A 25458-nucleotide genomic window follows, 5' to 3' on the forward strand; every position below is an offset into this window, starting at 1 on the left:
GTCTCGCTTGCGGCGCCGCCGGCGGCGCAGATCGAGATCTCGGCCAAGCTCCTCGGCGCCGACGGCAAAATCGCGGTCGAACGCAGCTTTCGCGCCACGGCTCCGGCGACGGGAGTCGAAAGCCCTGCGGCGGCGGCGGCGCTGAACGACGCGTTCCAGACGATCGCTCGCGACATCGTGGTCTGGGCGCAGGCGACGATATGACGCTGTCCCGTGAAGGACATCCGCCCTCAACGACAAGTCGTCGCCTGCTCGCCGTTGGCCGCGTCTGCGCGTCAGAGCCGAATGTTGACCCGACTGGGGTTTTTTAGCAGAGTCCGCGAAATCGCGCGCCGGTTGGGCCGTGGGACCCTTTGGCGCGGTGGCTCAGGCTTGTCGGGAACCCGAAAACGGAGCAGGTTCGATCGAAACTCGCGGCCGTCTGGAGAATGCCGGGTGAGCGCGTGACGCAGTCGGTCGCTCCGTCCCGGCTCAAACGGGTCGCCATGGCGCAAGTCGGCATGAGCGCACCCAAACGTCTTGTCGTCCTCGGCGCGACCGGCTCGATCGGACGCTCCTGCGCGCGGGTCGTGGCCCAGGCGTCGGGGCGTTTCGTGGTCGTCGCCGTAGCCGGCGGCCGCAATGGCGCGGCGCTCGCGCGCTCGGCGCTGGAACTCGGCGCTTCGTTCGCCGCGCTCGCCGATCCCGCCGGCTACGCCGAGCTGAAAGCGGGCGTTGCGGGAAGCGGCGTCGAAATCGCCTGTGGTCCCGAGGCGGTGGTCGAGGCGGCGCTTCGCGAGGCTGATCTCGTCGTCTCGGCGATCGTCGGGGCGGCCGGCCTTGCCCCGACCTACGCGGCGATTTCGGCGGGTCGCCTCGTCGCGCTCGCCAACAAGGAAACGCTGGTGTGCGCCGGCGAGGCGGTGATCGCGGCGGCGCGCCGCTCCGGGGCGCGTCTGCTGCCGGTGGATTCGGAACATAACGCCATCTTTCAGGCGATGGGCGGACGCGATCCTGCGACGATCGTCAAGATGACCATAACCGCCTCCGGCGGTCCGTTCCGGCAATGGAGCGTCGAGCGCATCGCCAACGCGACGCGCGCCGAGGCGCTCGCCCATCCCAACTGGGCGATGGGCCCGAAAGTCACCATCGACTCCGCGAGCCTGATGAACAAGGGTCTCGAACTCATCGAGGCGCATCATCTTTTCGGCGTTCCCGCCGAACGGTTGGCGGTCGTCGTCCATCCCCAATCGATCGTTCACGGCCTCATCGCTTTCGTCGACGGGTCGTTGATCGCCGGCATGGCCTCGCCGGACATGCGCACGCCGATCGCTCACTGCTTGGCCTATCCCGAGCGGATCGCTTCGGGCGTGGCGGCGCCGGATCTCGCCGCGCTCGGCGCGCTGACCTTCGAGCAAGCCGATCTTGTCCGGTTTCCCGCGCTGGCGCTGGCGATCGACGCGCTCAGCGAGGGCGGCGGCGCGCCGACGGCGCTCAACGCGGCCAACGAGGTCGCTGTAGAGGCTTTTCTTGCCGGCCGCATTGGATTCAGCGCGCTTTCCCGCATCGTCGAGCGAACTCTCGGGGCGATGCGCGCGGCCGGCGAGACCTCTTCTGCCCCAACAACGGTTGCGCAGGCGCTGGCGATTCACAATACCGCGCGAGAAAGGGCGCTCGTCCTCCTGGACTAGGGTCGCCGACGCGTCATTGCGATCGAATTGGCGCAGGATGACTCCCGGACCCGTTCGTCACGGCGGCGCCTTCTCACCCCCAAACCGTTTGTCGATGTAGTCAGCCACCAGCGCCTTGAAATCTGCCGCAATGGTCGGGCCACGAAGAACCAAGGCTTTGGCGCCGTCGATGAAAACGGGCGCCGCCGGCGTTTCGCCGGTTCCCGGCAGAGAGATGCCGATATCGGCGTGCTTGCTCTCGCCCGGACCGTTGACGATGCAGCCCATGACAGCGACGTTGAGCGTTTCGACGCCTGGATATTTCTTTCGCCAAACGGGCATGGCGTCGGCGAGATAGCTCTGAATTTCGCCCGCCAATTCCTGAAATACGATCGAAGTCGTGCGTCCGCAGCCCGGGCACGCGGCGACCTGCGGCGTGAACGTGCGAAAGCCCATGGTCTGCAAGACTTCCTGCGCGACTTTCACTTCCAATCTGCGATCGCCGTTTGGTTCAGGCGTCAGCGAAACGCGAATCGTGTCGCCGATTCCTTCCTGCAACAGAACCCCCAGCGCGGCCGAAGAAGCGACAATGCCCTTCGAGCCCATTCCCGCTTCAGTGAGACCGAGATGCAGCGCGTAGTTCGAGCGCGCAGTCAGCGTTCGATAGACGGTTATCAGATCCTGCACCGCCGACACCTTCGCAGAGAGAATGATGCGATCCCGCGCGAGCCCTATCTCCTCGGCGCGCGCGGCGGACAGCAGCGCCGACTGAACCATCGCTTCGCGCATCACCGCGCGCGCTTCCAGCGGCTTCGGCGCGACCGCGTTTTCGTCCATGAGATGCGTCAGCAATTCTTGGTCGAGCGAGCCCCAGTTGGCGCCGATGCGCACGCATTTGCCGTGACGGATGGCCATTTCGACGATCTGTCCAAATTGCAAGTCGCGCTTATTGCGAAAACCGACGTTGCCCGGATTGATGCGATATTTGTCGAGCGCTTCGGCGCAAGCGGGATGATCCGCGAGCAATTTATGGCCGATGTAATGGAAGTCGCCGATGAGCGGCGCGCTCACGCCCATACGCGCCAGGCGATCGCGAATGTGAGGCGCCGCGGCCGCCGCTTCGTCGCGATCCACAGTGATTCGCACGAGTTCGGAACCCGCGCGCGCAAGCGCCGCGACTTGTCGCACCGTCGCCTCGACGTCGGCGGTGTCGGTGTTGGTCATCGACTGCACGACGATTGGCGCGGAGCCGCCGACGATGACGGCCCCCCCGCCTTCTCCGACCCGCACGCCGACGCTCAGCCGGCGCGGGCGAGATCCAAAGGCGATATCGGAATCGGCCTTATGCAACGGCATGGTTCCCATCTCTGAACGGATCCCTCTCGAATTATGCGCTTTTACGCTTCGACGCATTCTGGATTTTCTAGATCTTTTCGATCGCCCGACGATGAATTTGGAAATCGCCAGAATTCTCGTCCGCAAAAGTCCTCAACCCCCTCTATGAGTTCTGAAATGGCGCGCAAACAGCCGCGCACTCCCGGGTAGCTATTTAGATCGCGCCGTCGCCTTGGGAAGATCGCGTCTGAAAGACCCTCGCGGCCGGCTCGAGACTCGCCGCGCGGCGAATTCGAGCGGCCGCCCTGCGACGATGGCGGCGTCTTGCCGCCGCCCGCCGAATTTCGAGATGCGGCTGCTGCGGTCCGCTCCCGCAGAGCCCCGGCTTTGCAGCTCGGACGGAGGCGAGCCGTCGCTGGTCGCCCTAACGCCTGCGGGCCGGCATGAGTAGATTCCGAGTCTGCCTTCGCGAGCCCGAAGCTGGCTACGATTGGTCGATCGGTCTGGCGATTGCCTGACCAATCCGTGACTCCTCGGTAATTGGCCGAGAGACAGGTTGGCCAATTGTGCCGCCAGTGAAGCGCCTTTGTTCTAACCGCTTGTGGTTAGAGGCTCACATTTGGGAGGCAACATGCTCCAAGGCATAAACAGCCCGAGTGACTTGCGGCGCCATAAGCCGGCGGACCTCAAACAAATCGCGAAAGAACTCAGGGCAGAGACCATAGAGGCGGTTTCCGTCACCGGCGGCCACCTGGGCGCGGGTCTTGGCGTCGTCGAACTGACAATCGCGTTGCACTACATCTTCGATACGCCCAAAGATCGGCTGATCTGGGACGTCGGGCACCAAGCGTATCCTCACAAAATATTGACCGGTCGACGAGATCGGATTCGGACGCTGCGGACCGGGGGAGGCCTTTCGGGCTTCACCAAACGATCCGAAAGCGAGTACGACCCGTTCGGAGCCGCACATGCCTCGACCTCGATTTCAGCCGCCCTCGGCATGGCGGTGGCGCGCGACCTGAGAAACGAGAAACACAATATCATAGCGGTGATCGGCGACGGCTCGATGTCGGCCGGAATGGCTTACGAGGCCATGAACAACGCCGGAGCGATGAATAGCCGACTGATCGTGATCCTCAATGACAACGACATGTCGATCTCGCCGCCTGTCGGCGCCATGTCCGGATATTTTTCGCGCCTGATTTCGAGCCAAACCTATCGTTCCCTGCGCGATATTGGCAAGCAACTTGCCCGGCGACTGCCGAAATCCTTGGAAATCAAAGCCGAGCGCCTGGATCAATTTACGCGCGGCTTCTGGACCGGCGGATCGCTGTTCGAAGAACTTGGATTCTCTTATGTGGGGCCGATCGACGGGCACAACTTCGACCACCTCCTGCCAGTGTTGCGAAACGTTCGCGACGCCCGCAATGGCCCGATCCTCGTGCATGTCGTAACGAAGAAGGGCAAAGGCTACCCGCCCGCGGAAGCCTCCAGCGACAAATACCATGCTGTCGCAAAATTCGACGTCGCGACGGGAGAACAATCGAAAGCCAAGGCGAAGGCGCCGTCATTCACCAGGGTTTTCGCAGAAAGTCTCATCAAAGAGGCGACGAAGGACGATCGCATCGTCGCAGTGACGGCGGCGATGCCGGCCGGCACCGGGCTTGATATTTTCGGCAAGGCCTTCCCGACACGAACGTTCGACGTCGGTATCGCCGAGCAGCACGCGGTGACGTTCGCCGCCGGCCTCGCCGCGGAAGGCTACAAGCCGTTCTGCGTCGTCTATTCGACGTTCTTGCAGCGCGGTTACGATCAAGTCGTTCACGATGTGGCGATTCAATCGTTGCCCGTGCGCTTTGCGATCGACCGGGCTGGGCTTGTCGGAGCCGATGGTCCTACGCACGCCGGTTCATTCGACGTCGCCTATCTCGGCTGCCTGCCAGGCTTCGTAATTATGGCGGCGGCGGACGAGGCGGAGCTCACCCATATGATTGCGACCGCCGTCGCGATCGACGATCGCCCCTCGGCGGTTCGTTACCCCCGCGGCGACGGCGTCGGCGTGGCGATCCCGGAAGTCGGCGTTCCGCTCGAAATCGGCAAGGGACGAATTGTTCGCCAAGGCGACAAGGTCGCACTCCTTTCGTTTGGCGCCCGCCTTGCGGAATGTTCAAAGGCCGCAGTGGAACTCGCCAAATTTGGTCTTTCCACCACGGTCGCGGACGCTCGCTTCGCCAAGCCGCTCGATGTCGATCTCGTCTTGAAACTCGCTCGCGAGCACGAAATCCTCATTACGATCGAAGAAGGATCTATCGGCGGATTCGGCTCTTACGTGCTGCAAACGCTGGCCGAGCACGGGCGGCTCGACGACGGCCTCAAAGTCCGCTGCATGGTGTTGCCCGACGTGTTCCTAGCGCACGACACCTCGGAGGCGATGTACGCCAAGGCTGGGCTCGACGCCGAGGGGATCGTCGCCAAGGCGCTCGATGTTCTTGGCGGCGGCGCGAATCAGATCCGCCCGGTCGAAGCCCCGGCAAATGCACACGTGCATGCCGTGGCGCCGCTGCATCGCGCCCCCTTGCGAGTGATCCTCGCTCAGCCGCGGGGCTTCTGCGCTGGCGTCGTGCGCGCGATTGAAATCGTCGAACGCTCGCTGGAGATCTACGACCAGCCGGTCTATGTTCGCCATGAGATCGTTCATAACAAGCACGTCGTCGACGGCCTGAAGGCCAAAGGCGCCCGCTTCGTCGAGGAGCTGTCCGAAATCCCCGATAACGCCATCACAATATTCAGCGCGCACGGCGTGCCGAAAAAGGTGGAGCAGGAGGCGGCGGCGCGGCAACTCGTCGTCCACAACGCCACGTGCCCACTGGTCACCAAGGTTCATATCCAGGCCAAGCGTTACGTGATGCAGGGACGAACGCTTATCCTCATCGGTCACGCGGGCCATGCGGAAGTCGAGGGAACGCTTGGGCAGATTTCCGCTCCGGTCGTGCTCGTTCAGACCGAGAGCGACGTCGCAAACCTCACGATCCCCGCCGACACGCCGGTCGGTTATGTGACGCAGACGACGTTGAGCGTCGACGACACCAAAGGGATCATTGCCGCCTTGCATCGGCGGTTCAGCGATCTCGTCGGTCCTGACACGCGAGACATTTGCTACGCGACGCAAAACCGTCAGATGGCGGTCCGCGACTTGTGCAAAGAGGTTGACGTGATCATAGTCGTCGGCGCAAAAAACAGTTCCAATTCAAATCGGTTGTGTGAGATCGGCGCGGAAATGGGAGTGCCGAGTTATCTCATCGCCGACAGCGCCGATCTTCGTCACGAATGGGTGGAGAACGCCCACGCCGTCGGCGTCACCGCCGGCGCATCCGCGCCCGAGCAGCTCGTGCAGGGCGTCGTTCAATGGCTCGGCCGCCTTGGTCCTGTCGAAATCTCGACTCTTGATGGTCCCGATGAATCCGTAGAGTTTCGGTTGCCTGTGCAGCTGGCGCGAGCGTGATTGGCTCTCGCTTCCAAAACCGCGCGATGCGACGAGCGACCGAAGGGCAAGCTATGACGATACCGTTTTTCAAGGAAGCGAAAATTGGCCTCTATGTCCTCAAGCAGAAACTAGCGGGCAGGACGCGCTATCCTCTCGTGCTCATGCTCGAGCCGTTGTTCCGCTGCAACCTCGCCTGCGTGGGTTGCGGCAAGATCGATTATCCAGATCCGATCCTCAATCAGCGATTGTCGACGCAAGAATGTCTCGACGCGGTCGATGAATGTGGCGCGCCGATGGTGGCGATCCCCGGCGGCGAACCTTTGATCCATCGCGATATCGGCGACATCGTGAAGGGGATCGTGGCGCGCAAGAAATTCGTTTCACTCTGCACCAACGCGCTCTTGCTCGAGAAGAAGCTCCACCTGTTCGAGCCTTCGCCTTACCTGTTCTTTTCAGTGCATCTGGACGGACTGAAGGACCACCACGACAAGTCGGTGTCGCTCAGCGGCGTTTTCGACATCGCTGTCGCGGCGATCAAGAAGGCCAAGGCCAAGGGATTCGCCGTCAATGTCAATGCGACGATCTTCGACGGCCATGCGCCGGAAGATATCGCGGCCTTCCTCGATTTGGCGAAAGAACTGGAAGTCGGCGTCTCGATTTCGCCCGGCTACGCCTATGAGCGGGCGCCCGACCAGGAGCATTTTCTCAATCGCCGCAAGACCAAGGAATTGTTTCGTCGGGTCTTCTCGCTGGGCAAAGGCAAGAAGTGGCAGCTGATGCATTCCACTCTCTTCCTGGACTTTCTCGCTGGCAATCGCGAGTTCCACTGCACGCCTTGGGGCATGCCTACACGCAACGTCTTCGGTTGGCAGAAGCCCTGCTATCTCCTGGGCGAGGGATACGTCGGTTCGTTCAAAGAATTGATGGAGACGACCGACTGGGACAGCTACGGAACTGGCCGATATGAAAAGTGCGCCAATTGCATGGCGCATTGCGGTTATGAACCGACAGCCGCGAACGTAACGATGAGCCGTCCCTGGTCGGCGATCTGGACGGCGATTCGCGGCGTGCGAACGGACGGCCCGATGGCGCCGGAGATCCCGCTCGATCACCAGAGGCCGGCGGATTTCGTCTATTCCCGCCATGTCGAAACGTTGCTGGCCAAAGTTCGACGGAAAGACGACTCGATCAAAGCCTCGGAGTCGGAGACTTCGACTCCGGCTCAATAATCGGCAAGGCGACTTCCTCGCACGGCGGACTCGGTGATCAAGAAACTCTCCGCTTGCTGCGAGGCGGCCGCGAGATGAGGCGGTTATCGTAAATCATGCTCACGTCCATCATCGTTCGGATCGTCGAGTTTTGCATTCGTCGCGCCTGGATGGTCGTTGGCGTCGGCTTGCTGATCGCTACTGGATCGAGCGTCTACACGGCAAGCCACTTCCGCCTAAACTCGGACGTCAGCGCTCTGCTTTCGGACAAACTCGACTGGAGCAAACGCGACATCGCATTTGAAAGCGCGTTTGACCGTTTCGGAATCATTGACGTGATCGTCGCGGCGCCGACGCCCGAGTTGACCGGAGCGGCCACTGTGGAATTGACGCGGGCGCTCGCCAAGGAGAAGGCGCTGCTTCCCGATGTCTCGAACGCCGGCGCCACGGAGTTTTTCGCCCGGCACGGGCTTCTGTTCTTGCCGAAGGAGGCGTTGGAGAAGAATCTCGGAGGACTGATTCAGGGCGAAGCGCTGATTCAGGATCTCTCCTCCGACCGCAGCCTGCGTGGGCTGATTGCGGGGCTCGAGGACGTGCTTCTCGGCCTTCAGTCCAATCATTTGAAACTCGACGATCTCGGTCACCCGTTGAACCAAGTGTCCGATACGCTGGACAATGTGCTCGCGGGACGGCCGGCGAGTTTTTCGTGGCGGGTCCTAATGCAAGGCAAACCCGCGGCCCCGAACGATCTTCGCGGCTTCATCGAAGTCCATTCCGCGCTCGACTTCAGCGCCCTGCAGCCGGGCCTTCGAGCGAGCGAGGCCATTCGCCGGATCGCGGCGGACATCTTGCCAAAATATCAGGCGAGCATGCGTCTCACCGGTGTGGTGACGATGAACGATGAACAGTTTGGGACAATCAAGGAGAATGCGGTTCGAAACGGTCTCGTCACTTTGGCGATCGTCGCATGCATTCTCTGGCTCGCGTTACGCTCGGGGCGGCTTATGGCCGCAATAGCCATCAATCTCTTTGTCGGCCTCGCCGCGACGGCGGCTCTGGGGCTGTTCATGGTCGGCGCGTACAATCTCATTTCTGTCTACTTTTCCGTGCTTTTCGTCGGCATTGGCGTCGATTTCGGCATCCAATTCAGCGTCCGCTATCGCTCCGAACGGCACGATATCGACAATCTCGCCGAGGCGATTCAAAATGCGAGCTTTCGTGTCGGCGCGCCGCTGACTCTAGCGGCGTTCGCGACCGCAGCGGGGTTCCTGTCGTTTCTGCCCACCGACTACAAGGGCGTGTCTGAATTGGGCCAGATCGCCGGTTGCGGCATGCTGATCGCATTCGCCACCACCATCACGCTTCTGCCGGCGCTGATCGTCCTGCTGAACCCACCCGGAGAACCGGAGCCGCTCGGATACTCGTCGCTCGCGCCGGTTGACGCGTACATGAATCGACACCGGATCGGCATTATTGCTGGCACCGCGATCGTCGTGGTCGCTGGGTTGCCGCTACTGCATTGGCTCAGTTTCGACTTCAATCCGATCAATCTGCAGAGTCCTAAAACAGAGTCGATCGCGACTTATCTCGAACTCAGTCGCGATCCCAGCACCGACACCAACGCCATCCAGGTGCTGGCGCCGTCGCTCGAACAGGGAAATGCGATCGGCGCGCGCGTTTCGAAGCTGCCGGAGGTTTCGCACGTCGTGACGTTGTCGAGCTTCATTCCGGAAGATCAGGCGGAAAAGCTCCCCGTCATTCAAAACGCCGCGAATAAGCTTGCCGCCGCCTTCGATCCCAAGAACGTTCAGCCTGCCCCGACCGATGTCGAAAATATCGACGCCTTGAACGAGGGCTCGCAGCGACTGACGGAGGCGGCGAGCAATCTGACGGGATCTGGGGCCGACGCGGCGCGGCGACTTGCTTTCGACCTTTCCAACTTGGCGCTTGCGACTCAGGCCGCTCGCGATAAGGCGACGGACAGTTTCGTATGGTCGCTGGGACAGGTCTTGGACTCGTTGCAAGCCTCGCTCCAGACCCCACCGGTCACGCGACTGTCTCTGCCGCCGGACCTTACGCAGGATTGGGTGACGTCGGACGGCCGCGCTCGCGTTTCAATCGCGCCAAAGGACGATCCGGACGACAATGACGCCATGCGTCGTTTCGCGCGCGCGGTGCTGGCTGTCGAGCCGAGCGCCACTGAGGGGCCGATCACCATTCTGGAGGCGGGCGACTTGGTCGTCCACGCCTTCGTCGAGGCCGGCGCATTAGCGCTGCTGTCGATAGCGATCCTGTTGTGGCTCGTGCTCAGGCGCCTCGGCGACGTTCTGTTGACGCTGATTCCTCTGGCGCTCGCCGGCGTGGTGACGTTGGAACTGACTGTGTTGGTGGGTCTGCCGCTCAACTTCGCCAATATCATCGCCTTGCCGTTGCTTCTCGGCGTCGGCGTGGCGTTCAAGATCTATTACATTATGGCCTGGCGCGAAGGGCAAACGAACCTTCTGCAGACCAGTCTCACCCGCGCCGTCATCTACAGCGCGCTCACGACAGCGACCGCGTTCGGCAGTCTCATTTTCTCGAGTCATCCGGGCACGTCGAGCATGGGCAAGCTGCTGGCCCTTTCGCTCGTATGCACGTTGGCGGCGGCCGTGTTGTTTCAACCAATCCTGATGGGCAAGCCGCGAAAAGCGCCATCAGAGATCTGACCATCCTCGATCACGCGAAGGGAGAATTCAACGATGCTTTCCAAGGTTTTGCTCTCCGCGGCGTTTGTCGCCCTCTCGTCTGTGGCGTTCGCCGAATCGGGCACGCCGCAAGAACAAGCCGCATGCCGTCCCGATGTCCGTCGCTTCTGCCATACGGTCAAAGAACAAGACGGCGATGATGCCTTTCTCGCCTGCCTCGAGCTTCATCGCGACAACCTGTCCACGGCCTGCAGAGACGTGCTGAAGGACCATGGCAGGTGACCTCGCTGAGCGGTCCGACCAAGAGAACCCGAATCGGCGCTCCAGCGGCGGGGTTTCTCGATCGGTCGGTCGCGTCGGCGAACGGCGCAACACGGCATGCCTTGGTCGCAGCGACGGGCATGTTTCCATCGCCGCTTCGGGAGATGGAAGATGAGAACTAGGCTCAGGTTCGCCGTCGCGGCGGCGATCGCGATGTTGACGACGGGCTATGCTCGTTCGGCGTCGAATCAAGACGCGATCCCAGTTCCGCCGCCGAACCCATTCAGGACCGTGGCTCCGGCGCCGAGCCCACCCAATACGGCGGCTCCGGCGCCGAGCCCTGCAAAGGCCGCGGCTCCCGCGCCGAGTCCATTCAAGACCGCTGCTCAAGACGCGATCCCAGTTCCGGCGCCGAACCCATTCAGGACCGCGGCGCCGGCGCCGAACCCATCCGATACCGCCGCTCCGGCGCCGAATCCATCCAAGGCCGGGGCGCCGGCGCCGAATCCATCCAAGGCCTCGGCTCCGGCGCCGAGCCCATCCAAAACCGAAGCCTCGGCGGCTTACGACCACAACACCGCCGCCGGGTTCTGGCAGGAGACCGACGACCAAGGCCGTCCCGGAGCCTGGTTTCTGTTCGTTGAGAAGGATGGGCTCTACGAAGGGCGGTTCGTCAAGATGTTCAAAGAGCCTGGAGAACAAGAGCTGATCCTAACCTGCCAGAAATGCACGGGGGACCAAAAAGATGCGCCGATGATGGGCCTGACGATCGTCAAAGGCATGAAACGCTACGGCAACAAATATGCCGACGGCGCCATCCTCGATCCCCGCGACGGCACGGTCTATCACGCTCAGATGGAGCTAAGTGCGGACGGGCAGCAACTCTCGGTGCGGGGCTATCTGGGCATTCCGCTTCTTGGCCAGACACAAATCTGGACCCGGCTGCCGGACGATGCGATCGCGCCAGAAGACATTCCCGAGGACTCCGTCGGGCCGGACGCGACGCCGAAGTGAAACTTCATCCGGTCGCCCCGAACGCGCCGCCGCCTATGACATCCCGAAGCGTTCGATCAGCCGCCTGCGTCACATTCCAAACTTGATGATCGGACCGGATATCGAGTTTTTGTATCGGGCAAGCGCCCAGAGCGGGAAGAACTTCGAATAGCCGTGGTAGCGTAAATAGAAGACGCGGGGAAACCCAGTCGCTGTGTACCGTTCCTCGTCCCAAAACCCGTGCGTTCCTTGGGTTTCAAGCAGGAACTTCACGCCACGCGCTACGCACGGATCGCGGCTTCGCCCCGCCGCCATAAGACCGAGGAGCGCCCAAGCTGTCTGGGAAGCCGTGCTCGGCGCCGGCTCGTGGCCGTGATAGTCGAGTTTGTAGCTTGCGCCATCTTCGCCCCAGCCGCCGTCTTGGTTTTGGATGGCTGCGAGCCAATCGGCGGCTCGCGCCATTTCCGGCGCGTTCCGATCAATTCCTGCCATGTCGAGCGCGCAAAGCGCCGACCAGGCGCCATAGATGTAGTTCATACCCCAGCGGCCGAACCAGCTGCCGTCCGCCAACTGCGTCTGTCGAAGATAACGCAAAGCGTTGCGCAGAGCAGAGCTGGTCTCGGGTTGTTCGCCGAGTTGCGCGAGCATCGACACGCAGCGGCCCGTCACGTCCTCGGTAGTGGGATCGAGCAAAGCGCCGTGATCGGAGAACGGGATGTTGTTGAGGTAAAGGTAGTTGTTGTCGGCGTCGAACGCCCCCCAACCGCCATTGCCGCTCTGCAGGCCGCAAATCCACTCTCTCGCGCGCTCGATGGCGTCATGAAACGATTGATGGCCGCGCGCTCTTTGCTGCCGGTCCATAGCCATCACGACGACGGCGGTGTCATCAAGATCGGGGTAATGCGGATTGGCGAATTGAAACGCCCAGCCGCCCGGACGCACGTTCGGCCGGCGCGCGCTCCAATCGCCCACGACGTCCAGCTCTTGGCGGGGCAGCAACCATTTCAGGCCGGCGGCGGCCGCCTCCATCGCCCGCTCGTCGCCGACCTCCAGCAACGTTTGGCACGTCAGCGCTGTGTCCCACACCGGGGAAACACAGGGTTGGCAATAGGCTTCCTCGGACTTGACGATGAGAAGTTTGTCGATCGAGCGGCGCGCGGCGAGGTAATCCGGATCCAGACGATCGCGGCCCAGCGCGTCGTACATCATCACTGAATTGGCCATGGCGGGAAAAATCGCCCCAAGACCATCTTCGCCGTTGAGGCGCTCTTTCACGAACGCGACGGCCGCGTCGACGGCCCGCCGGCGCAATCGTTTCGGAAAATGCGGTTCGACAACGCGCAAAATTGCGTCGAGGCCATTGAAAAACTTCGACCACATCAGACTTTGGTGCGGCGCCTTGGGCAGCAGGCCGATCGTTTCGGGCGGCTCGAGAAAGAGCTCGTCGACGCCAATCCTGCTTGGATTGCGCGCTTGGGGCTTCAGGGCGCCCAACACCAACAGCGGCACGATGACCGTGCGCGCCCAATAGGACATCTTGTTGAGATGGAGCGGAAACCAGTTCGGCAACAGCATGATCTCAACCGGCATCACCGGAACCGCTCGCCAGCTGACGACGCCGAATAGCGCCAGCAACACCCTTGTGAAGACATTGCTCTGCGCCGCGCCGCCCCGCTCGCGGATCGCCTCGCGCGCTCGGCGCATGTGCGCAGTCTGGGGGTCGTCGCCAATCATCTTCAGCGCAAAATACGCCTTCACGCTGGCGCTCATATCGAAGTCGCCGCCGTAGAACAGCGGCCAGCCGTTGTGTGCGGCCTGGATGCGGCGCAAATAGTTGGCGATCTTGCCTTCCAGCTCGGCGTCGACCGGTTCGCCGAGGTAGTGTCTAAGCAGTACGTATTCGGCCGGGATGGTGGCGTCCGCCTCGAGTTCGAACAGCCAATGTCCGTCAGGGCGCTGAGCGGCCAGCAAGGCTTCGGTCGCCGCGGAGATCGCTCGATCCAGCGATTGCCGGCCATCTTCGGTCGAGGGCGGAACCTTGCCGGACGCCATCGTGGTCTCGCGCATCGATGTGCCTCTCATTCGCTTTGCGCATAATTGCGGCCGTTTGATATAGGTCCCGCTCCAGGATCAATCGACGCCGTCGCTCACTGTCTTCTCAACGCCAAGACAACGCAATTCGGCTGAAAATCGCTGTCACAGCGGCGCCAATCTTTCCGCCGCCTTTGCGCCCGAGCGGATTGCGCCCTCGATCGTCGCGGGCAACCCGGTTCGGGTCCAGTCGCCAGCGAGGACGAGATTCTCCCAGGCTGTCTCCGTGGCGGGGCGCTTGGCTTCTTCTCGCGGCAAGGCGGCGAACGTCGCACGACGTTCGCGCACGATTTGCCACGCCGGCATGGCGTCCGCGAGATTGGCGATTACGGCGACTTCGCTCCAGATTCGGGAGGCGAGATCCTCCCGCGACAGGTCCAGCAGATCGTCTGCGGCGCTGATCGTGACCGATAGGCGCCCAGGGAACGCGAAGAGCCACTGCGCCAAGCCGTTGACGACGCCGATCATGGGCGCAAGGCCCCTAGGCGGATCGATGCGGAAATGCGCGTTGACGATGGCGCGAAATTCCGTCGGCGTCAGCAATTCCGGTACGAGAGACTCCGCGGCCGTTGGCGGCACGGCGAGAACGACCGCGTCGCTCGACGTTACCGGAATAGACGCGTCGCCGAAGTCAAGCGCCGTCACACGGCCGGCGCCGAGCGCAAGCTGGCGAAGCCGGCGACCGTAGTTCACGCTGCCGCCATGGTCGGCGATGTAGCGAAGCGCCGGCGCGATGAAAACGTTGGAAAGACCATTGTGAGCGATCAACGGGCGATAGTTGCGCCCGCCGGCGGCGAGCGTCTCCCGGACGATCGCCGCCGCCAATGCCGCCGAACCGCTTCGCGGCTCGGTGTTGAGCGCGGACATCAGCAAGGGTTCGATCAGCCGCGCGTAAAGCGGCCCCGAACACGAAATCGTCTCGCCGATCGTCGCGCCGGCTTTGGCCCGCAACAGCTTGGCGAGCGCGAGATATTCGCGCAGGCGCGCGCCGGGGACGCGACGCGCCGGATCGAGTATCCACCACGGCACGAATCCGTCGTTGGCGCGCACCGTCCAGCGCTCGCCAGTCGCAAGATCGATGAAGGGGAAACTCGCAGAAGGCGGCGCGCCAAGACCAGCGCGCGCGTCGATGAGATCGAGGTAGGAGAGGGCGGCCTTGTTGCCGGACAATACAAGATGATTGCCGTTGTCGATCTCCATGCCGAGTGTGGAATCGTAATACGAACGGCAGCGGCCGCCCGCTTGGTTGGTCGCCTCATGAACAATGACCGCTAAGCCGCGAGACGCCAACCGAACGGCGGCTGACAGCCCCGCCAATCCGGCGCCGACGACGTGGATTCGACGCGGCGTCACAAGATGCCGTGACACAGAACGATCCAAATGAGTTGCGCGCGGCGCCGTTTGACCGGCGCGCGTGGCGGAAGCCATCCACGCGCGACGAGATGCTCGAGGATCGAGCGGTAGGCCGCGCTCATAATGCGGGCGGTGCGCACGACCCGGCGAGGGCTCTCAGCAATGATCGCATCGGATTCGACGAAATGGCGCCGCGCGCGCGCGACGACCGGCGCGCAGGCCTGGTCAATCGCAGGATTGGCGATCGCGTCCAGAGGTTCGCTCGATGCAATTCCGGCGGCGCGCAGCGCTTCTTGCGGAAGATAGAGTCTCCCGACGGCGGCGTCTTCGTCGATGTCGCGCAGGATGTTGGTCAGCTGGAGGGCGCGGCCGAGGTGATGGGCCAGGGCGACGCCTTGCGCGTCAGCCATTCCGAATACGCGAACGCATAGGCGACCCACGGCGCTCGCCACGCGGTCGCAGTAGAGGTCGAGCGTCGCCCAATCGGGCGCGCGGATCGGGGCGATCACATCCATTTCCATGCCGTCGATGACGGCCAAGAAGTCTTCGCGGCGCAGATTGAAAGCGCGGATCGCCTCGGCCAGCGCATGCAAGCGGGGAGGCCCGGCGCCGGCGTAAATTGCATCAACGTCGTGACGCCAGCGCTGCAATTGAATAAGATGGGCTTCGCGAGGGCCGCCATTGTCGGCAATGTCATCGACAGCGCGACAGAACGAATAGATCTCGAACATTGCCTGGCGCTGCTCGGGCGGCATGAGCCGCATCGCCAAATAGAACGAACTGCCGGAGGCGCTCACGCGAGCGTCGGGCACAGGCGCGAAACGTGTCGCGTTCGCGCGTGCGGTCGAGACCGGCGGGCGTTCGAGCGGGCCGAAGCGGCGCGAAGCGCTATTGAGAGCGGCAAGAAGACCGATGCCCCCCGCGCGCCATTTGCCCAAATGGGTCTCCGCGCTGAGAGGATCGCACACGGTCAGCATGCGCGCGACCCGCAACGCCAGCGCATGAATGACTGAAATCTCGAGCCCCAAACGCCAATCTGCAATCGCGGTCTCGAGTCTGTCCCCTTCGTGCAGCATTGTCTCGGCGCGGCGCGCGAGTTCCGCGATGCAGCGACGCAACGCCGGCGAGGCCCGTTCTGCGCCGAGCGCTTCGACGCGAAGGCCGTATTTGGCGAGATCGTCCAAAGGCAAATAGACTCGGTCGAGATTGCGGTAGTCCAAGCCGCAGTCCTGAAGGTGGTTGTTGATTTGCAGCGCGGCGCATATTGCGTCTGAAGCGGGCCACGTCGAACGGCTCTCGCCGTGCACGTCCAGCACGAAGCGACCGACCGGCATGGCCGAGAGGGCGCAATAGGACATCAATTCCGCCCAGTCTTTATAGCGCCGCTTGGAAGCGTCGAGGCGAAAGGCGCGCAACAAGTCCAGCGCGTGGTCGGGCGAGAGTCCGCGCTCTGCGAGCGCGCGCCGCAAGGCCGCCGACTGCGGATTGGCGTCTGGGCGATCGTCGCCGATGAGGTCGGCCTCCATGCGATCGAGCAACGCGATCTTCTCCGCAGCCGCCAACGAGGGGTGATCCGCGACATCGTCGGCGACGCGTGCGAATTCGTAGAAGGCCAGAATTGGCCGACGGTGCTGCGCTCGGACGAGCAAAGACGCCACCGGGAAGTTTTCGTCCCGACGGGTCTTGCCCGACCGCAAGTCGCTGGCGTTCGTCATGGGGTCCTAGCCGCGCGCGCCTGAACGCGGCCTTTCCAAAGACCGCCCCGTCCCCGCACGGATTGATAGGCGGATTCCAACGTGAAGGCCATGTAAACGAGCGCGATCGCCGGCAGGATTGGTCCCCACAGCGGCGACAATGCATAGAATCGGAGCGTCGGCTGAAATGCCGCCGCCATGACGACCCAAGTCAGAAGCCCGAAAATCTGAGCGGCGCCGTGACCGAAAAGCGCCGCAAGAACGGGAACGACGAAAACGAACGTCAGGCCAGCCAAGGCGACCGCAAGCAGCAGCGGCGAATAGCGAAGCTGGGCGTAGGCAGAGCGAACGACCATCCGCCGGATTTCGTCCATTGTCGAATAAGGTCGAATGCTGATCACGCGCTCGCTGAGGCTGAGGCGTATCGGCCCCTGTTTCTTCAAGATGCGCGCCATGGCGCAATCGTCGATCAGCGAACCGCGTATGACTTCGATGCCTCCGGCGGCCTGAAGCGCCTCGCGGAGCACCAGCATGCAACCGCCTGCCGCCGCCGCCGTCGCGCGGCGTCGGTCGTTTACCCAGGAGAAGGGATAGAGCATCTGAAAGAAGAAGATAAAGGCCGGAATGAGCGCGCGCTCCGCAAAGCTCTCACAACGCAACTTGGCCATCATGGAGGAGAGTGCGAGACCCTCGCTCAGCGATTGCGAAACCAGGCGGCGCAACGTGTCGGGCGGATAAACGATGTCGGCGTCGGTCAGAAGCAGGAATTCGGGCGCCGCCGCGTCCGCGCGCTCGACGCCTTGCTTCATGGCCCACAATTTTCCAGTCCAGCCGGCCGGAAGCGCGGCGCCGGGAATGATCGTCAATCGGTCCATGCGGCCAATCGCGGCGGCCGCAAGCCTGGCTACGTCTGCAGTGCCGTCGGCGCTTTCGTCGTCAACCAGAATGAGCGAGAGCGACCCGGGATAGTCTTGACGCAACAGAGACTCGACAGTGTGGCCGACACCGTCGGCTTCGTCGCGCGCCGGAATGACGGCAATTACGTCGGGCCATACCGGCGAAGAAGGGCCGCCGCCGTCGCGCTCTCCCGCGCGCCAAAAACCGCCGCGCCCCGCCACCAAGTAAATCCAGATGACGAGCGCAACGGCGGCGACCAGACTTGCAACCATCGGCAGGCTCTCGGCGGGCGCCAAAATCCATTGTACCACTAGCGCCGAAGCAGTGGCAAAGAGTCAAACGCCTTCAGGATTGTCGCGAGCCAGGAAGGTCGCCCGCTGGCGATGAACGGCCCATAGCGCCTCGCCGTCCTTGGGCGCGACGGGCTGTTTAGGGCAATTATGCGAGCGCTGTCGGCATTGCCGAGGCCGGAGCGTCAACGCATCGTTCGTTTGACCCAAACGCAGGGGCTCAGGCGAGACTATGAACGAGTCGGGGAAACACGTTATGTGAATTGGAGGCGGCGCCCTATTCGTTCGATCCGAGAGGACATGCCGTGGTCGACGGAGGCTATTGATGAGCGTTTCCCATGAGGCCTTTTCGTCGCTGCTGAAGAGTGTGGCGAGCGACGCCGAGGCGATGCTGAGCGAGTTATTGGCGCAGGCGCCTGCCGCAGGCGGGCGTGTACGCCCCGCGCGTCTGCTCGAGGCGATGCGCTATTCCAGCCTGAGCGGCGGCAAACGCATCCGCCCCCTGCTGGTCGTCGCGAGCGGCAATCTGTTCGGCGTCCCGCGGCGCCGGTCGCTGATGGCGGGAGCGGCGCTGGAACTCATCCATTGCTACTCGCTCGTTCATGACGATCTGCCGGCCATGGACAATGACGATATGCGGCGCGGCCGTCCCACGACTCACAAGGCCTTCGACGAAGCGACCGCCATCCTTGCCGGAGACGGCTTGCTCACCCTGGCTTTCGACGTGGCCACGCGTCCTGCGGTCCATCCGGAGGCTGAGGTGCGCGTCAATCTGGTCGGCGCGCTGGCGCGCGCCGCCGGCGTCGACGGCATGGTCGGCGGTCAACTGCTGGACCTCGACGCGGAAGGACGTTTCGCCGACGGCAAGCCGCGCCCTCTCGACGAAACGGCGATCGGCGCATTGCAGGCGATGAAGACTGGCGCGCTGTTGCAATTCGCCTGCGCCGCCGGCGCCATTCTCGGCAAGGCCAGCGCCGCGGAGCGCGACGCGCTCGATCGATACGGCGCGTCCATCGGCAAGGCGTTTCAAATCTCCGACGACCTGCTCGACGTGGAAGGCGACAGCGCGACCCTCGGTAAAGCCGCCGGCAAGGATGCGGCCGCCGGCAAGGCGACGCTGGTCGGGATCCTTGGCGTAGAGACCGCCAAAGCGCGCCTCAAGGACCTCGTTAGCGAAGCCGGCGCGGCTCTGGCGTCGTTCGGAGAGCGGGCGCGAACGCTCGTGGAGACGGCTAAATTTATCGCGGAACGAGGGAAGTAGGGACGGGGGCTGCGAGACGGCGCAGCGCGCGGCGCGTCGCAAGGAAAGCGCCGGCGGGCCGCCGCGGCGCCCGTCGACAGCGCGCCGCGACGGCTCGGGATCGGCAGGAACGCCAGAGCGTCGCAGATTTGGGCCGGAACTTGGCGCGATCTGGCGAATGTCGGATCGACAGGCAAACAGGCTGGCGCTCCTCCGACTTCGCGACCGTGAGTAGATTCCGAGACTGCCGCTGACGCGCGCCTTTGTCTAATCTGGGCGGCTACTAAGTGACATGGCCTACCAAACCCAATATCGGAGGGAAAAGATGCGTAAGCTTGCTTTGCTGGCCGCCGCCATAGCGACGTTGTCGGCCGTAGCCCTGACGCCGACCACGGCCGATGCTGGTTGCTACCGGCTCGGCATGACCGGATATCATTGGTATCATTTCTGCGCCGGCCCTCCCGAACTCTACCCACACCAGCGCGTCTGCCGGAATGGCCATTGCTGGTACCGCTAGAGCGCGTAAGGCTTGTCTCGTTTCCAATCGGACGAGACAAGCTGGCGCGGCGCGGCGGCAAGTTGCACGGCGAGATCTTCTGACCTCGGCGCTATGGCGCTCGCAGTGAAGCTCGCTGCCCGCGGAAAGCGCAGCGCTCCGCACGAAATCTGATCCCGCCCAATGACGCTATCGTCTCATCGCAGGGATGCGCCCTCCAATGGCTAGGGACCAACACTCCGACGGCGTTCGCGTTCCAGGAACGGTCGAAGGATCGGTCCATGACCATTGGATTCTTTTTCTTGTCGAAGGAGCGGCCCTCATTTTTCTGGGCCTTTTGGCGATCGTCGTTCCATCGATCGCCAGCCTGAATGTGACGGTTGTTCTGGGTTGGCTCTTTCTGGTCAGCGGAGCCTTGGGCTTAGCGACAACGTACTGGGCGCGACAGGCGCCGGGGTTCTGGTGGTCGCTCGTTTCGGCTTTGCTCGCGATTTCTGTCGGCGTCGTCCTGATCGCGAACAAATCGCAGGATCTCTATGGCGGTCTGATGGGATGGCCGTTTGAGAACGTCGGCCCAATGCGGCTGATTTTGGTTCTGTTCTTCCTGGTCGAAGGGGGCGCGTCGATCATGTTCGCCTTCGAACACCGACGTCAGTTCTCCGGGCGCTGGGCCTGGATGTTGGCGAGCGGCGTCGTCGACATTGGCTTGGCGAGCATCATTATTTTCGGTCTTCCGGGGACCTCGGCGTGGACGATGGGCCTCCTCGTCGGGATCAACATGATTCTCGGCGGCGTCGCCCTGCTCGCGATGGGATTGCACGCTCGTACGCAACGCGCCGGCTCGAACGCAATTCCTCTGCGCGACGCGTGATCGCTTTCGGCCGTATCAAAGCGATAGACAACTTGGCGCTTTATGCCGCGCGCGCGTCGACCACCGGCGATGTGGGGGCAGGGCTCTGGCCTTGCGGGCGTGACGCCAACGCCCGCGGCGCCTCGCCGATGAGTCGAGACCCGAACCGACCGAATCGGATGGCGGCGGTCGCCGCGAAGGAGAGGAGCAGCGTGCCGCCGAACACGATCATGGCCTTCGCGATGGCCGAGAACGGAGCGTCCAGCAAGGCGTATTGCAGCCAGACCAACGGCGCATAGTGCAACAGGTAAATACCGAAGGCGTTCTTCGACAAGCCGTCGAACAATCGCGAACGAACAGCGCCAAAGCGCAGGCAAGCCGCCATCACGAAAAAGAAGCTGCACGCGCCAGCCAACGCAAAGCTGACGCCGGCGGCGATTTGCAGCATCAACGGGACGGGTGTCGCATAGGTCAATGTCAGCCCGGTGAGCCCCATCCACAGCAGCAGCGAAGCGGGCGCGCATAGAAGCCAGACGCTCCAGCGCCGCGCCAGCATTCCCTCGGGGGCGAGCAGGCCGCGCGCAAGGCCGTGCGCCCCAACCCCGAGACCCGCTAGGTAATAGACGGCATAGAGCAGCGGCCGGCTGAGCTGGAGCGAAAACGGTCCGTGTTCGGACCAATTCCAAGGGGTGAAGGCAATCGCCAGCGGAACATAGGCGAGGGCGGCGACCGTCGTCAGGCCGATAAAATACCGGCCCGGACGCGCAGTGGCGTCGGACGACAAACGGCCGAGAAACGCGACCCAATGGGGGGCGAAACGGTGCAGTCCGGCAGGCGCGATGGTCAAAGCCAATAGCAGCCATAAGAACCACATCGGCCCGTTGGGCCAGAAGGGCAGCGCCAGGAAGCTCCGCCCATAGGCGATCAGACTTGGATCGACCGCGATCATGCGGTAGGCGGGATAAAGCGCGATCGGGGCGACGACGGTCACGCCGAAAACAAATGGCGCGCCCAGCCGCAGCAATCGATCGCCTAGAAATTTCCGGCTTCCTTTGCGGGCGAGACTCGGCGACGCAAATACAGCCGAGAGAAAAAACATCAAAGACATCAGATAAACGTCTTGCCAGGCGCAGAACAAATCGAATCCGAACCAGCGCTGACTGTCGACGATGGGAAAGGCGCGCCATTCGTAAGGCGGCTGGTCGAAAGGAACCGCGGCTGACCTAGCGTACCGGAGGTAGGGCAGAAAGGAATGGAAGGCGAGCACGATAAGAATCACAAGGCCCCGCAGATTCCGCAGAGCCAGGCTGGGCGCGACGTCGCTGATCTTCTCGATTCCGCGCCCATCCGCCCGCTCGAGCCGGTCCGCCGTGTGAAATTGGCGTTCGCCCGGCGCCGGATGCATCCCGATATCTAACGCCGGGGTCGCGCAATCCGCCGGACGGGCGGCAGTGCGCTTGCCTCCGATGGCGGGGCCGTCGCCCCCACATTGATCGTCGCCCCCAGACAAGAGAGGTAGCCCCCTGTTTGCCTAAATCGCTCGATATTGCCGCAAGTCGGACAATGTGGAGCGTTGCGCTTCGACGGGATAGGCTCGGAAACTACCTAGCCGACAGCTTCCCGTCGGCCGACGGTTTTGGCGGAAGCAATGACTTCAGGCCAAGTCTCCAGGCGGCTCCGCCTGCACGTCGGCCGACGGTAGGAGATCGTCGATCTGGCGGTTGAGATAGCCGTTGGCGATCTTGGCGCATCGGCCGTTGCGGCGCGCCTGCAACCACCGGACTTAAGGGCGCTGTATGTCATTCGGCGCAGGGTCCGGACGCCGATCAGCGTGATAACGTCTCGATCAACTACGCCATGCTTGGGGCAACCCACAGCGCTTGTTCACGCGCCAGTTTCTCCCTTTCGTTGGCGAGGCGCGGCCACTCGGCAACATTGCTGCCGCGGTCTCTCGCCTTTCGAGCGTATGCTTCCGATGATCCGCAATACCGGGCGGTTCGGGCGTCATGCGTGCGCCCACCTCCTGCATTGCGCTGGGCGTATCAAGGGACGGATGCGCTGCGCAGCGTTTGTCAGTTCGCGTCAATTTTTCGAACTGAGACGCGACCCGGGCGGGAGATTGACGCAGACCGGCGCGTCGCCGAACACATTCTCATCGCCAGCGAGTGGCCGCCGATCGCGCCGAGTAGGTAGAATCCGATCCTTTCGTGCGAGCACGGTTTGCCGCATCAGTAAGCGCATCGAGCGCCAGTCTCTTTGTCCCCCCAGTAGACCGGCGCTTGCGGACTGGCGGTCGCAACGGCCCCTAAATCCAATGCGACCGCCCCTTTCTCTTTTCGTGTCCACCAAGATCGGCCCCTGCTCGACAGGCGCTGGCGTGATTGCGCCGGCTCTTTCGAGTTTCTCAGCCCGGAGGAGACCGCCGTGTCACTTGTAGGTTTCATCCTAGTCGTCATTTTTCTCTTGCTTCTACTCGGAGGCCTTGGGGGCGGCAGCGTCCTCCCCTATTGGGGCTACGGCTATGGATATGGCCACGGCGGCGTCGGCGTCGTCGGCGTCATCCTGATCGTCGTCGTCGTCCTCGCGCTCATGGGGCGCCTTTAGCGTTCGGCTTCAGCTCCCGTCGGATTCATTCGCGGGCGCCGCGTCGGCGTCGCTCGTTTCCGTGATCGCGCCGGTCGCGAATCTTTCGCGCTCATGTGCGGGAGGGCCGCAGAGTCGCCGCGGCGGGCGGTCCAAACTCCGCGTACGACCCGGCGTCATTTCATCCAAGCGGCGGCTCGGGACAATCGCCGACATTGTCTCGGTCGCCTTTGAACGCCGCGGCAACGCGGGGGGCGGCGGCGCTGCGGCGCCTTTGCCTTAGAAGTCGACCAGGCTGCCGTCTTCCCTGACCACGGTTTCCGGGCTCATCAGGGACATGGTCGGCTGAGGGACGCACGAGGTGACGGCCTCGTCTTGCCACGGCGATTGGTCCCCCTCCGCGCCATATTTGGCAAAGCCGGACTTGGCGGCGACCAAGTCGCGCGCCTGTTTCGCCGTCGGAGCGCAGGCCCAAACCGTGTCCTTTTCGTCAGAAAATCGCCAGCTGGGATGGCCGGGCTCGATCGGATCCAGGCGATAGACGTTCATCGGTTTGTCTCCAGGGGTAGGTCGCGCGCATTTGTTCGGAACTTTCGGACAACTCACGGGCGGGATCGCCGCCTGGCTGTTACTCGAAGCGGGGTCCGGACGCGGATCGGCGTTGCAACGCATTGAGACGATTGGTCATCGTTGGGTCAAGATCTCGGAGACAGATTACATCTTGGCTTTCCCTACCCGACGCGCACGGCGGTGACCAAATTGTCGAGCGACGGCTTGTTCATGTGGTCTCCCGTCGCACTCTCTCCGGCGCTGAGACGCGAGGTCGACGCTCTGGGACCGGCTCACGAGTTCGTCTCCCCAATCTTTTGCATCTCCTTTTTCTCGGAGAATGGAAGTCAGCCGATCCGGACGCGCGCCTCTACGCGTCGTCTCCCGTCCCCCCGCGTCTGAGCCGCGCCGATACTAGGTATTTTCCGACCCTTTCGCCGACCGATGACAACGCTAGAACTGCGTCCCGAGGCCGTGGACGCGCTCGACTGGACAAAGTGTAATTACCACGGTTGTGCAGATCGGCGATAATAAAGCTTGAGCTGTCGCGAGCCTATACATGGAGTGCTCGCCCCAAGACAGTCAACAAGGAGGAATTTTCGATGTCAGCATTCGCATTGCAGCAGTCGCTCGCGGGCGTCAGCGCTTCCGCGTGCCTGGCGGTGGCGGTCGGCGTGTTGGGAAGCGGCGCGTTCGCGCAAGGGGCCGCAGCCCCCTCTCTGTCCGCCAGCTCGTTCACCAGCGACTTCTCCGCCATGGCGCAGCTCAAGACGTTGGCGTCCCAGGGAAAAGGCAAGATCGGAATCTTGCTCCCGGAGACGGCCACCTCGGCTCGCTATACGTCCTTCGACGCCCCTTACCTCCAGAAGGCTCTTGAGGCGGCGGGCTTGACGGCTGATCAGTTCATCATCACCAACGCGCAGGGCAGCGAGGCGACAGAGCTGACCGAGGCGCAGTCGGACATCTCTCAAGGCGCGACCGTCCTGCTGATGGACCCGATCTCCTCCGGTGTGGGCGCGGCGATTGAGACCTACGCCAAATCGCACGGCGTGCCGGTCATCGACTACGATCGCCTCGCGCTCGGCGGCAGTCGCGACTATTATGTGAGCTTCAACAATCTCGAGGTCGGCAAGCTGATCGGGCAGGGCATGGTCGAGTGCCTGAAGGCCTGGAAAGTCAGCAGCCCGCAGATCCTCGTGATGCGCGGGGCTGCGACCGACAATAACGCGACCCTCTTCGCCCAGGGCTACGACGGCGTGCTCCAACCGCACTTCGACTCGAAGGAATACGTCAAGGTCGGGGAGCCCGCGGGAACCTGGGATCCCTCGGTGGCCCGCACGACCTTCGAGGAGCAGTACACCGCCCATTCCAACATGAACGCGGTCGTGATGCCCAATGACGACAATTCCAACGCGGTCATCTCGTATCTCAAGACCCTGCGCGTCCCGCCCGAGAAATTCCCCACCACCGGACAGGACGCCACGCTGACCGGGCTGCAGAACGTGCTGGCAGGCTATCAATGCGGCACCGTCTACAAGCCCATCTATCTCGAGGCGCAAGCGTCCGCGGCTCTCGCGCTGTACCTTCGCGCGGGCGTCCAGCCCCCGTCGACCCTGGTGAACGGAGAGACGATGGATTCCAAAGAGAACAAGCAGGTCCCGTCGGTGCTGCTCACCCCGATCTGGACGACGCCGGCCAACATAGCCTCGACCGTGGTCAAGGACGGCTTCGTCGACGCCTCGAAGTTGTGTGTGAGCGGCCTCAAGAAGCAGTGCGTCGCCGCAGGCATCTCCAAGTAATC

Annotated in this window: 18 protein-coding genes and 2 pseudogenes; 12 read left to right on the plus strand and 8 right to left on the minus strand. The window is 63.0% G+C overall.

Annotation, left to right across the window (positions count from 1 at the left end; all coding sequences use genetic code 11):
* A pseudogene (locus ABSF49_RS09035) lies at positions 1-204 on the plus strand (ABC-type transport auxiliary lipoprotein family protein); the annotation flags it as partial.
* 296 nt (positions 205-500) lie between these two features.
* On the plus strand, positions 501-1670 hold the full coding sequence (dxr, locus tag ABSF49_RS09040) for a 1-deoxy-D-xylulose-5-phosphate reductoisomerase (protein WP_424112317.1): 1170 nt from the start codon (positions 501-503) through the stop codon (positions 1668-1670).
* Positions 1671-1727: 57 nt separating this feature from the next.
* Here the strand turns inward: dxr and ispG are convergent, their stop codons facing one another.
* The gene (gene ispG / locus ABSF49_RS09045; RefSeq protein ID WP_424112318.1) at positions 1728-3005 is read right to left on the minus strand and encodes a flavodoxin-dependent (E)-4-hydroxy-3-methylbut-2-enyl-diphosphate synthase; all 1278 of its coding nucleotides are present in this window, start codon (positions 3003-3005) and stop codon (positions 1728-1730) included.
* Positions 3006-3615: 610 nt separating this feature from the next.
* On the opposite strand from ispG, the gene dxs reads away from it, so the two are divergent.
* The 5 genes from dxs to ABSF49_RS09070 all read left to right on the plus strand — a co-directional run bounded on the left by dxs (position 3616) and on the right by ABSF49_RS09070 (position 11635).
* Positions 3616-6486 (plus strand): 1-deoxy-D-xylulose-5-phosphate synthase, encoded by a 2871-nt coding sequence (dxs, locus tag ABSF49_RS09050; RefSeq protein ID WP_424112319.1) that lies wholly within the window; start codon positions 3616-3618, stop codon positions 6484-6486.
* A gap of 53 nt (positions 6487-6539) precedes the next feature.
* Complete coding sequence (gene hpnH, locus ABSF49_RS09055) at positions 6540-7697, plus strand: adenosyl-hopene transferase HpnH (RefSeq protein ID WP_424112320.1); 1158 nt, start codon at positions 6540-6542, stop codon at positions 7695-7697.
* A 95-nt stretch (positions 7698-7792) separates the two neighbouring features.
* Positions 7793-10381, plus strand: a complete 2589-nt coding sequence (hpnN, locus tag ABSF49_RS09060) for a hopanoid transporter HpnN (protein WP_424112321.1) — start codon at positions 7793-7795, stop codon at positions 10379-10381.
* A gap of 33 nt (positions 10382-10414) precedes the next feature.
* Positions 10415-10642, plus strand: coding sequence for a cysteine rich repeat-containing protein (locus tag ABSF49_RS09065; protein WP_424112322.1), 228 nt, complete (start codon positions 10415-10417; stop codon positions 10640-10642).
* A 150-nt stretch (positions 10643-10792) separates the two neighbouring features.
* A complete protein-coding gene (locus tag ABSF49_RS09070; protein ID WP_424112323.1) occupies positions 10793-11635 on the plus strand; it encodes a DUF2147 domain-containing protein in 843 nt (280 codons plus the stop codon).
* A gap of 69 nt (positions 11636-11704) precedes the next feature.
* Here ABSF49_RS09070 and shc read toward each other — a convergent pair whose 3' ends face one another.
* From shc to ABSF49_RS09095, 5 genes and pseudogenes are all read right to left on the minus strand, one after another.
* Positions 11705-13666: a squalene--hopene cyclase gene (gene shc / locus ABSF49_RS09075; protein ID WP_424112339.1), complete on the minus strand. Its 1962-nt coding sequence runs from the start codon at positions 13664-13666 to the stop codon at positions 11705-11707.
* Positions 13667-13810: 144 nt separating this feature from the next.
* Complete coding sequence (gene hpnE / locus ABSF49_RS09080; RefSeq protein WP_424112340.1) at positions 13811-15058, minus strand: hydroxysqualene dehydroxylase HpnE; 1248 nt, start codon at positions 15056-15058, stop codon at positions 13811-13813.
* Positions 15055-15870, minus strand: a complete 816-nt coding sequence (hpnD, locus tag ABSF49_RS09085) for a presqualene diphosphate synthase HpnD (RefSeq protein WP_424112341.1) — start codon at positions 15868-15870, stop codon at positions 15055-15057. The genes hpnE and hpnD overlap by 4 nt, the downstream gene beginning before the upstream one ends.
* Before the next feature lie 63 nt (positions 15871-15933).
* A pseudogene (hpnC, locus tag ABSF49_RS09090) lies at positions 15934-16773 on the minus strand (squalene synthase HpnC); the annotation flags it as partial.
* Positions 16770-17945 carry a glycosyltransferase gene (locus tag ABSF49_RS09095; protein ID WP_424112324.1) on the minus strand — a complete coding sequence of 392 codons (1176 nt, stop codon included), beginning with the start codon at positions 17943-17945 and terminating at the stop codon, positions 16770-16772. The pseudogene hpnC and the gene ABSF49_RS09095, both read right to left, overlap by 4 nt.
* A gap of 319 nt (positions 17946-18264) precedes the next feature.
* On the opposite strand from ABSF49_RS09095, the gene ABSF49_RS09100 reads away from it, so the two are divergent.
* The 3 genes from ABSF49_RS09100 (at position 18265) to ABSF49_RS09110 (ending at position 20546) form a co-directional block, all read left to right on the plus strand.
* A complete protein-coding gene (locus ABSF49_RS09100) occupies positions 18265-19200 on the plus strand; it encodes a polyprenyl synthetase family protein (protein WP_424112325.1) in 936 nt (311 codons plus the stop codon).
* Positions 19201-19504: 304 nt separating this feature from the next.
* The gene (locus tag ABSF49_RS09105; protein ID WP_424112326.1) at positions 19505-19696 is read left to right on the plus strand and encodes a hypothetical protein; all 192 of its coding nucleotides are present in this window, start codon (positions 19505-19507) and stop codon (positions 19694-19696) included.
* Between the two features lie 199 nt (positions 19697-19895).
* Positions 19896-20546: an HdeD family acid-resistance protein gene (locus tag ABSF49_RS09110; protein WP_424112327.1), complete on the plus strand. Its 651-nt coding sequence runs from the start codon at positions 19896-19898 to the stop codon at positions 20544-20546.
* 40 nt (positions 20547-20586) lie between these two features.
* Here the strand turns inward: ABSF49_RS09110 and ABSF49_RS09115 are convergent, their stop codons facing one another.
* Positions 20587-21930: an acyltransferase family protein gene (locus tag ABSF49_RS09115; RefSeq protein ID WP_424112328.1), complete on the minus strand. Its 1344-nt coding sequence runs from the start codon at positions 21928-21930 to the stop codon at positions 20587-20589.
* 1019 nt (positions 21931-22949) lie between these two features.
* On the opposite strand from ABSF49_RS09115, the gene ABSF49_RS09120 reads away from it, so the two are divergent.
* Positions 22950-23129 carry a DUF3309 family protein gene (locus ABSF49_RS09120; protein WP_424112329.1) on the plus strand — a complete coding sequence of 60 codons (180 nt, stop codon included), beginning with the start codon at positions 22950-22952 and terminating at the stop codon, positions 23127-23129.
* Between the two features lie 258 nt (positions 23130-23387).
* On the opposite strand, the gene ABSF49_RS09125 is transcribed toward ABSF49_RS09120, so the two are convergent.
* On the minus strand, positions 23388-23657 hold the full coding sequence (locus ABSF49_RS09125) for a hypothetical protein (protein WP_424112330.1): 270 nt from the start codon (positions 23655-23657) through the stop codon (positions 23388-23390).
* Positions 23658-24259: 602 nt separating this feature from the next.
* Between ABSF49_RS09125 and ABSF49_RS09130 the strand changes: the two genes are divergently transcribed.
* On the plus strand, positions 24260-25456 hold the full coding sequence (locus tag ABSF49_RS09130; protein ID WP_424112331.1) for a sugar ABC transporter substrate-binding protein: 1197 nt from the start codon (positions 24260-24262) through the stop codon (positions 25454-25456).
* Positions 25457-25458: the final 2 nt, after the last annotated feature.

The sequence above is a fragment of the Roseiarcus sp. genome, assembly GCF_049514155.1.
Taxonomy (GTDB): domain Bacteria; phylum Pseudomonadota; class Alphaproteobacteria; order Rhizobiales; family Beijerinckiaceae; genus Roseiarcus.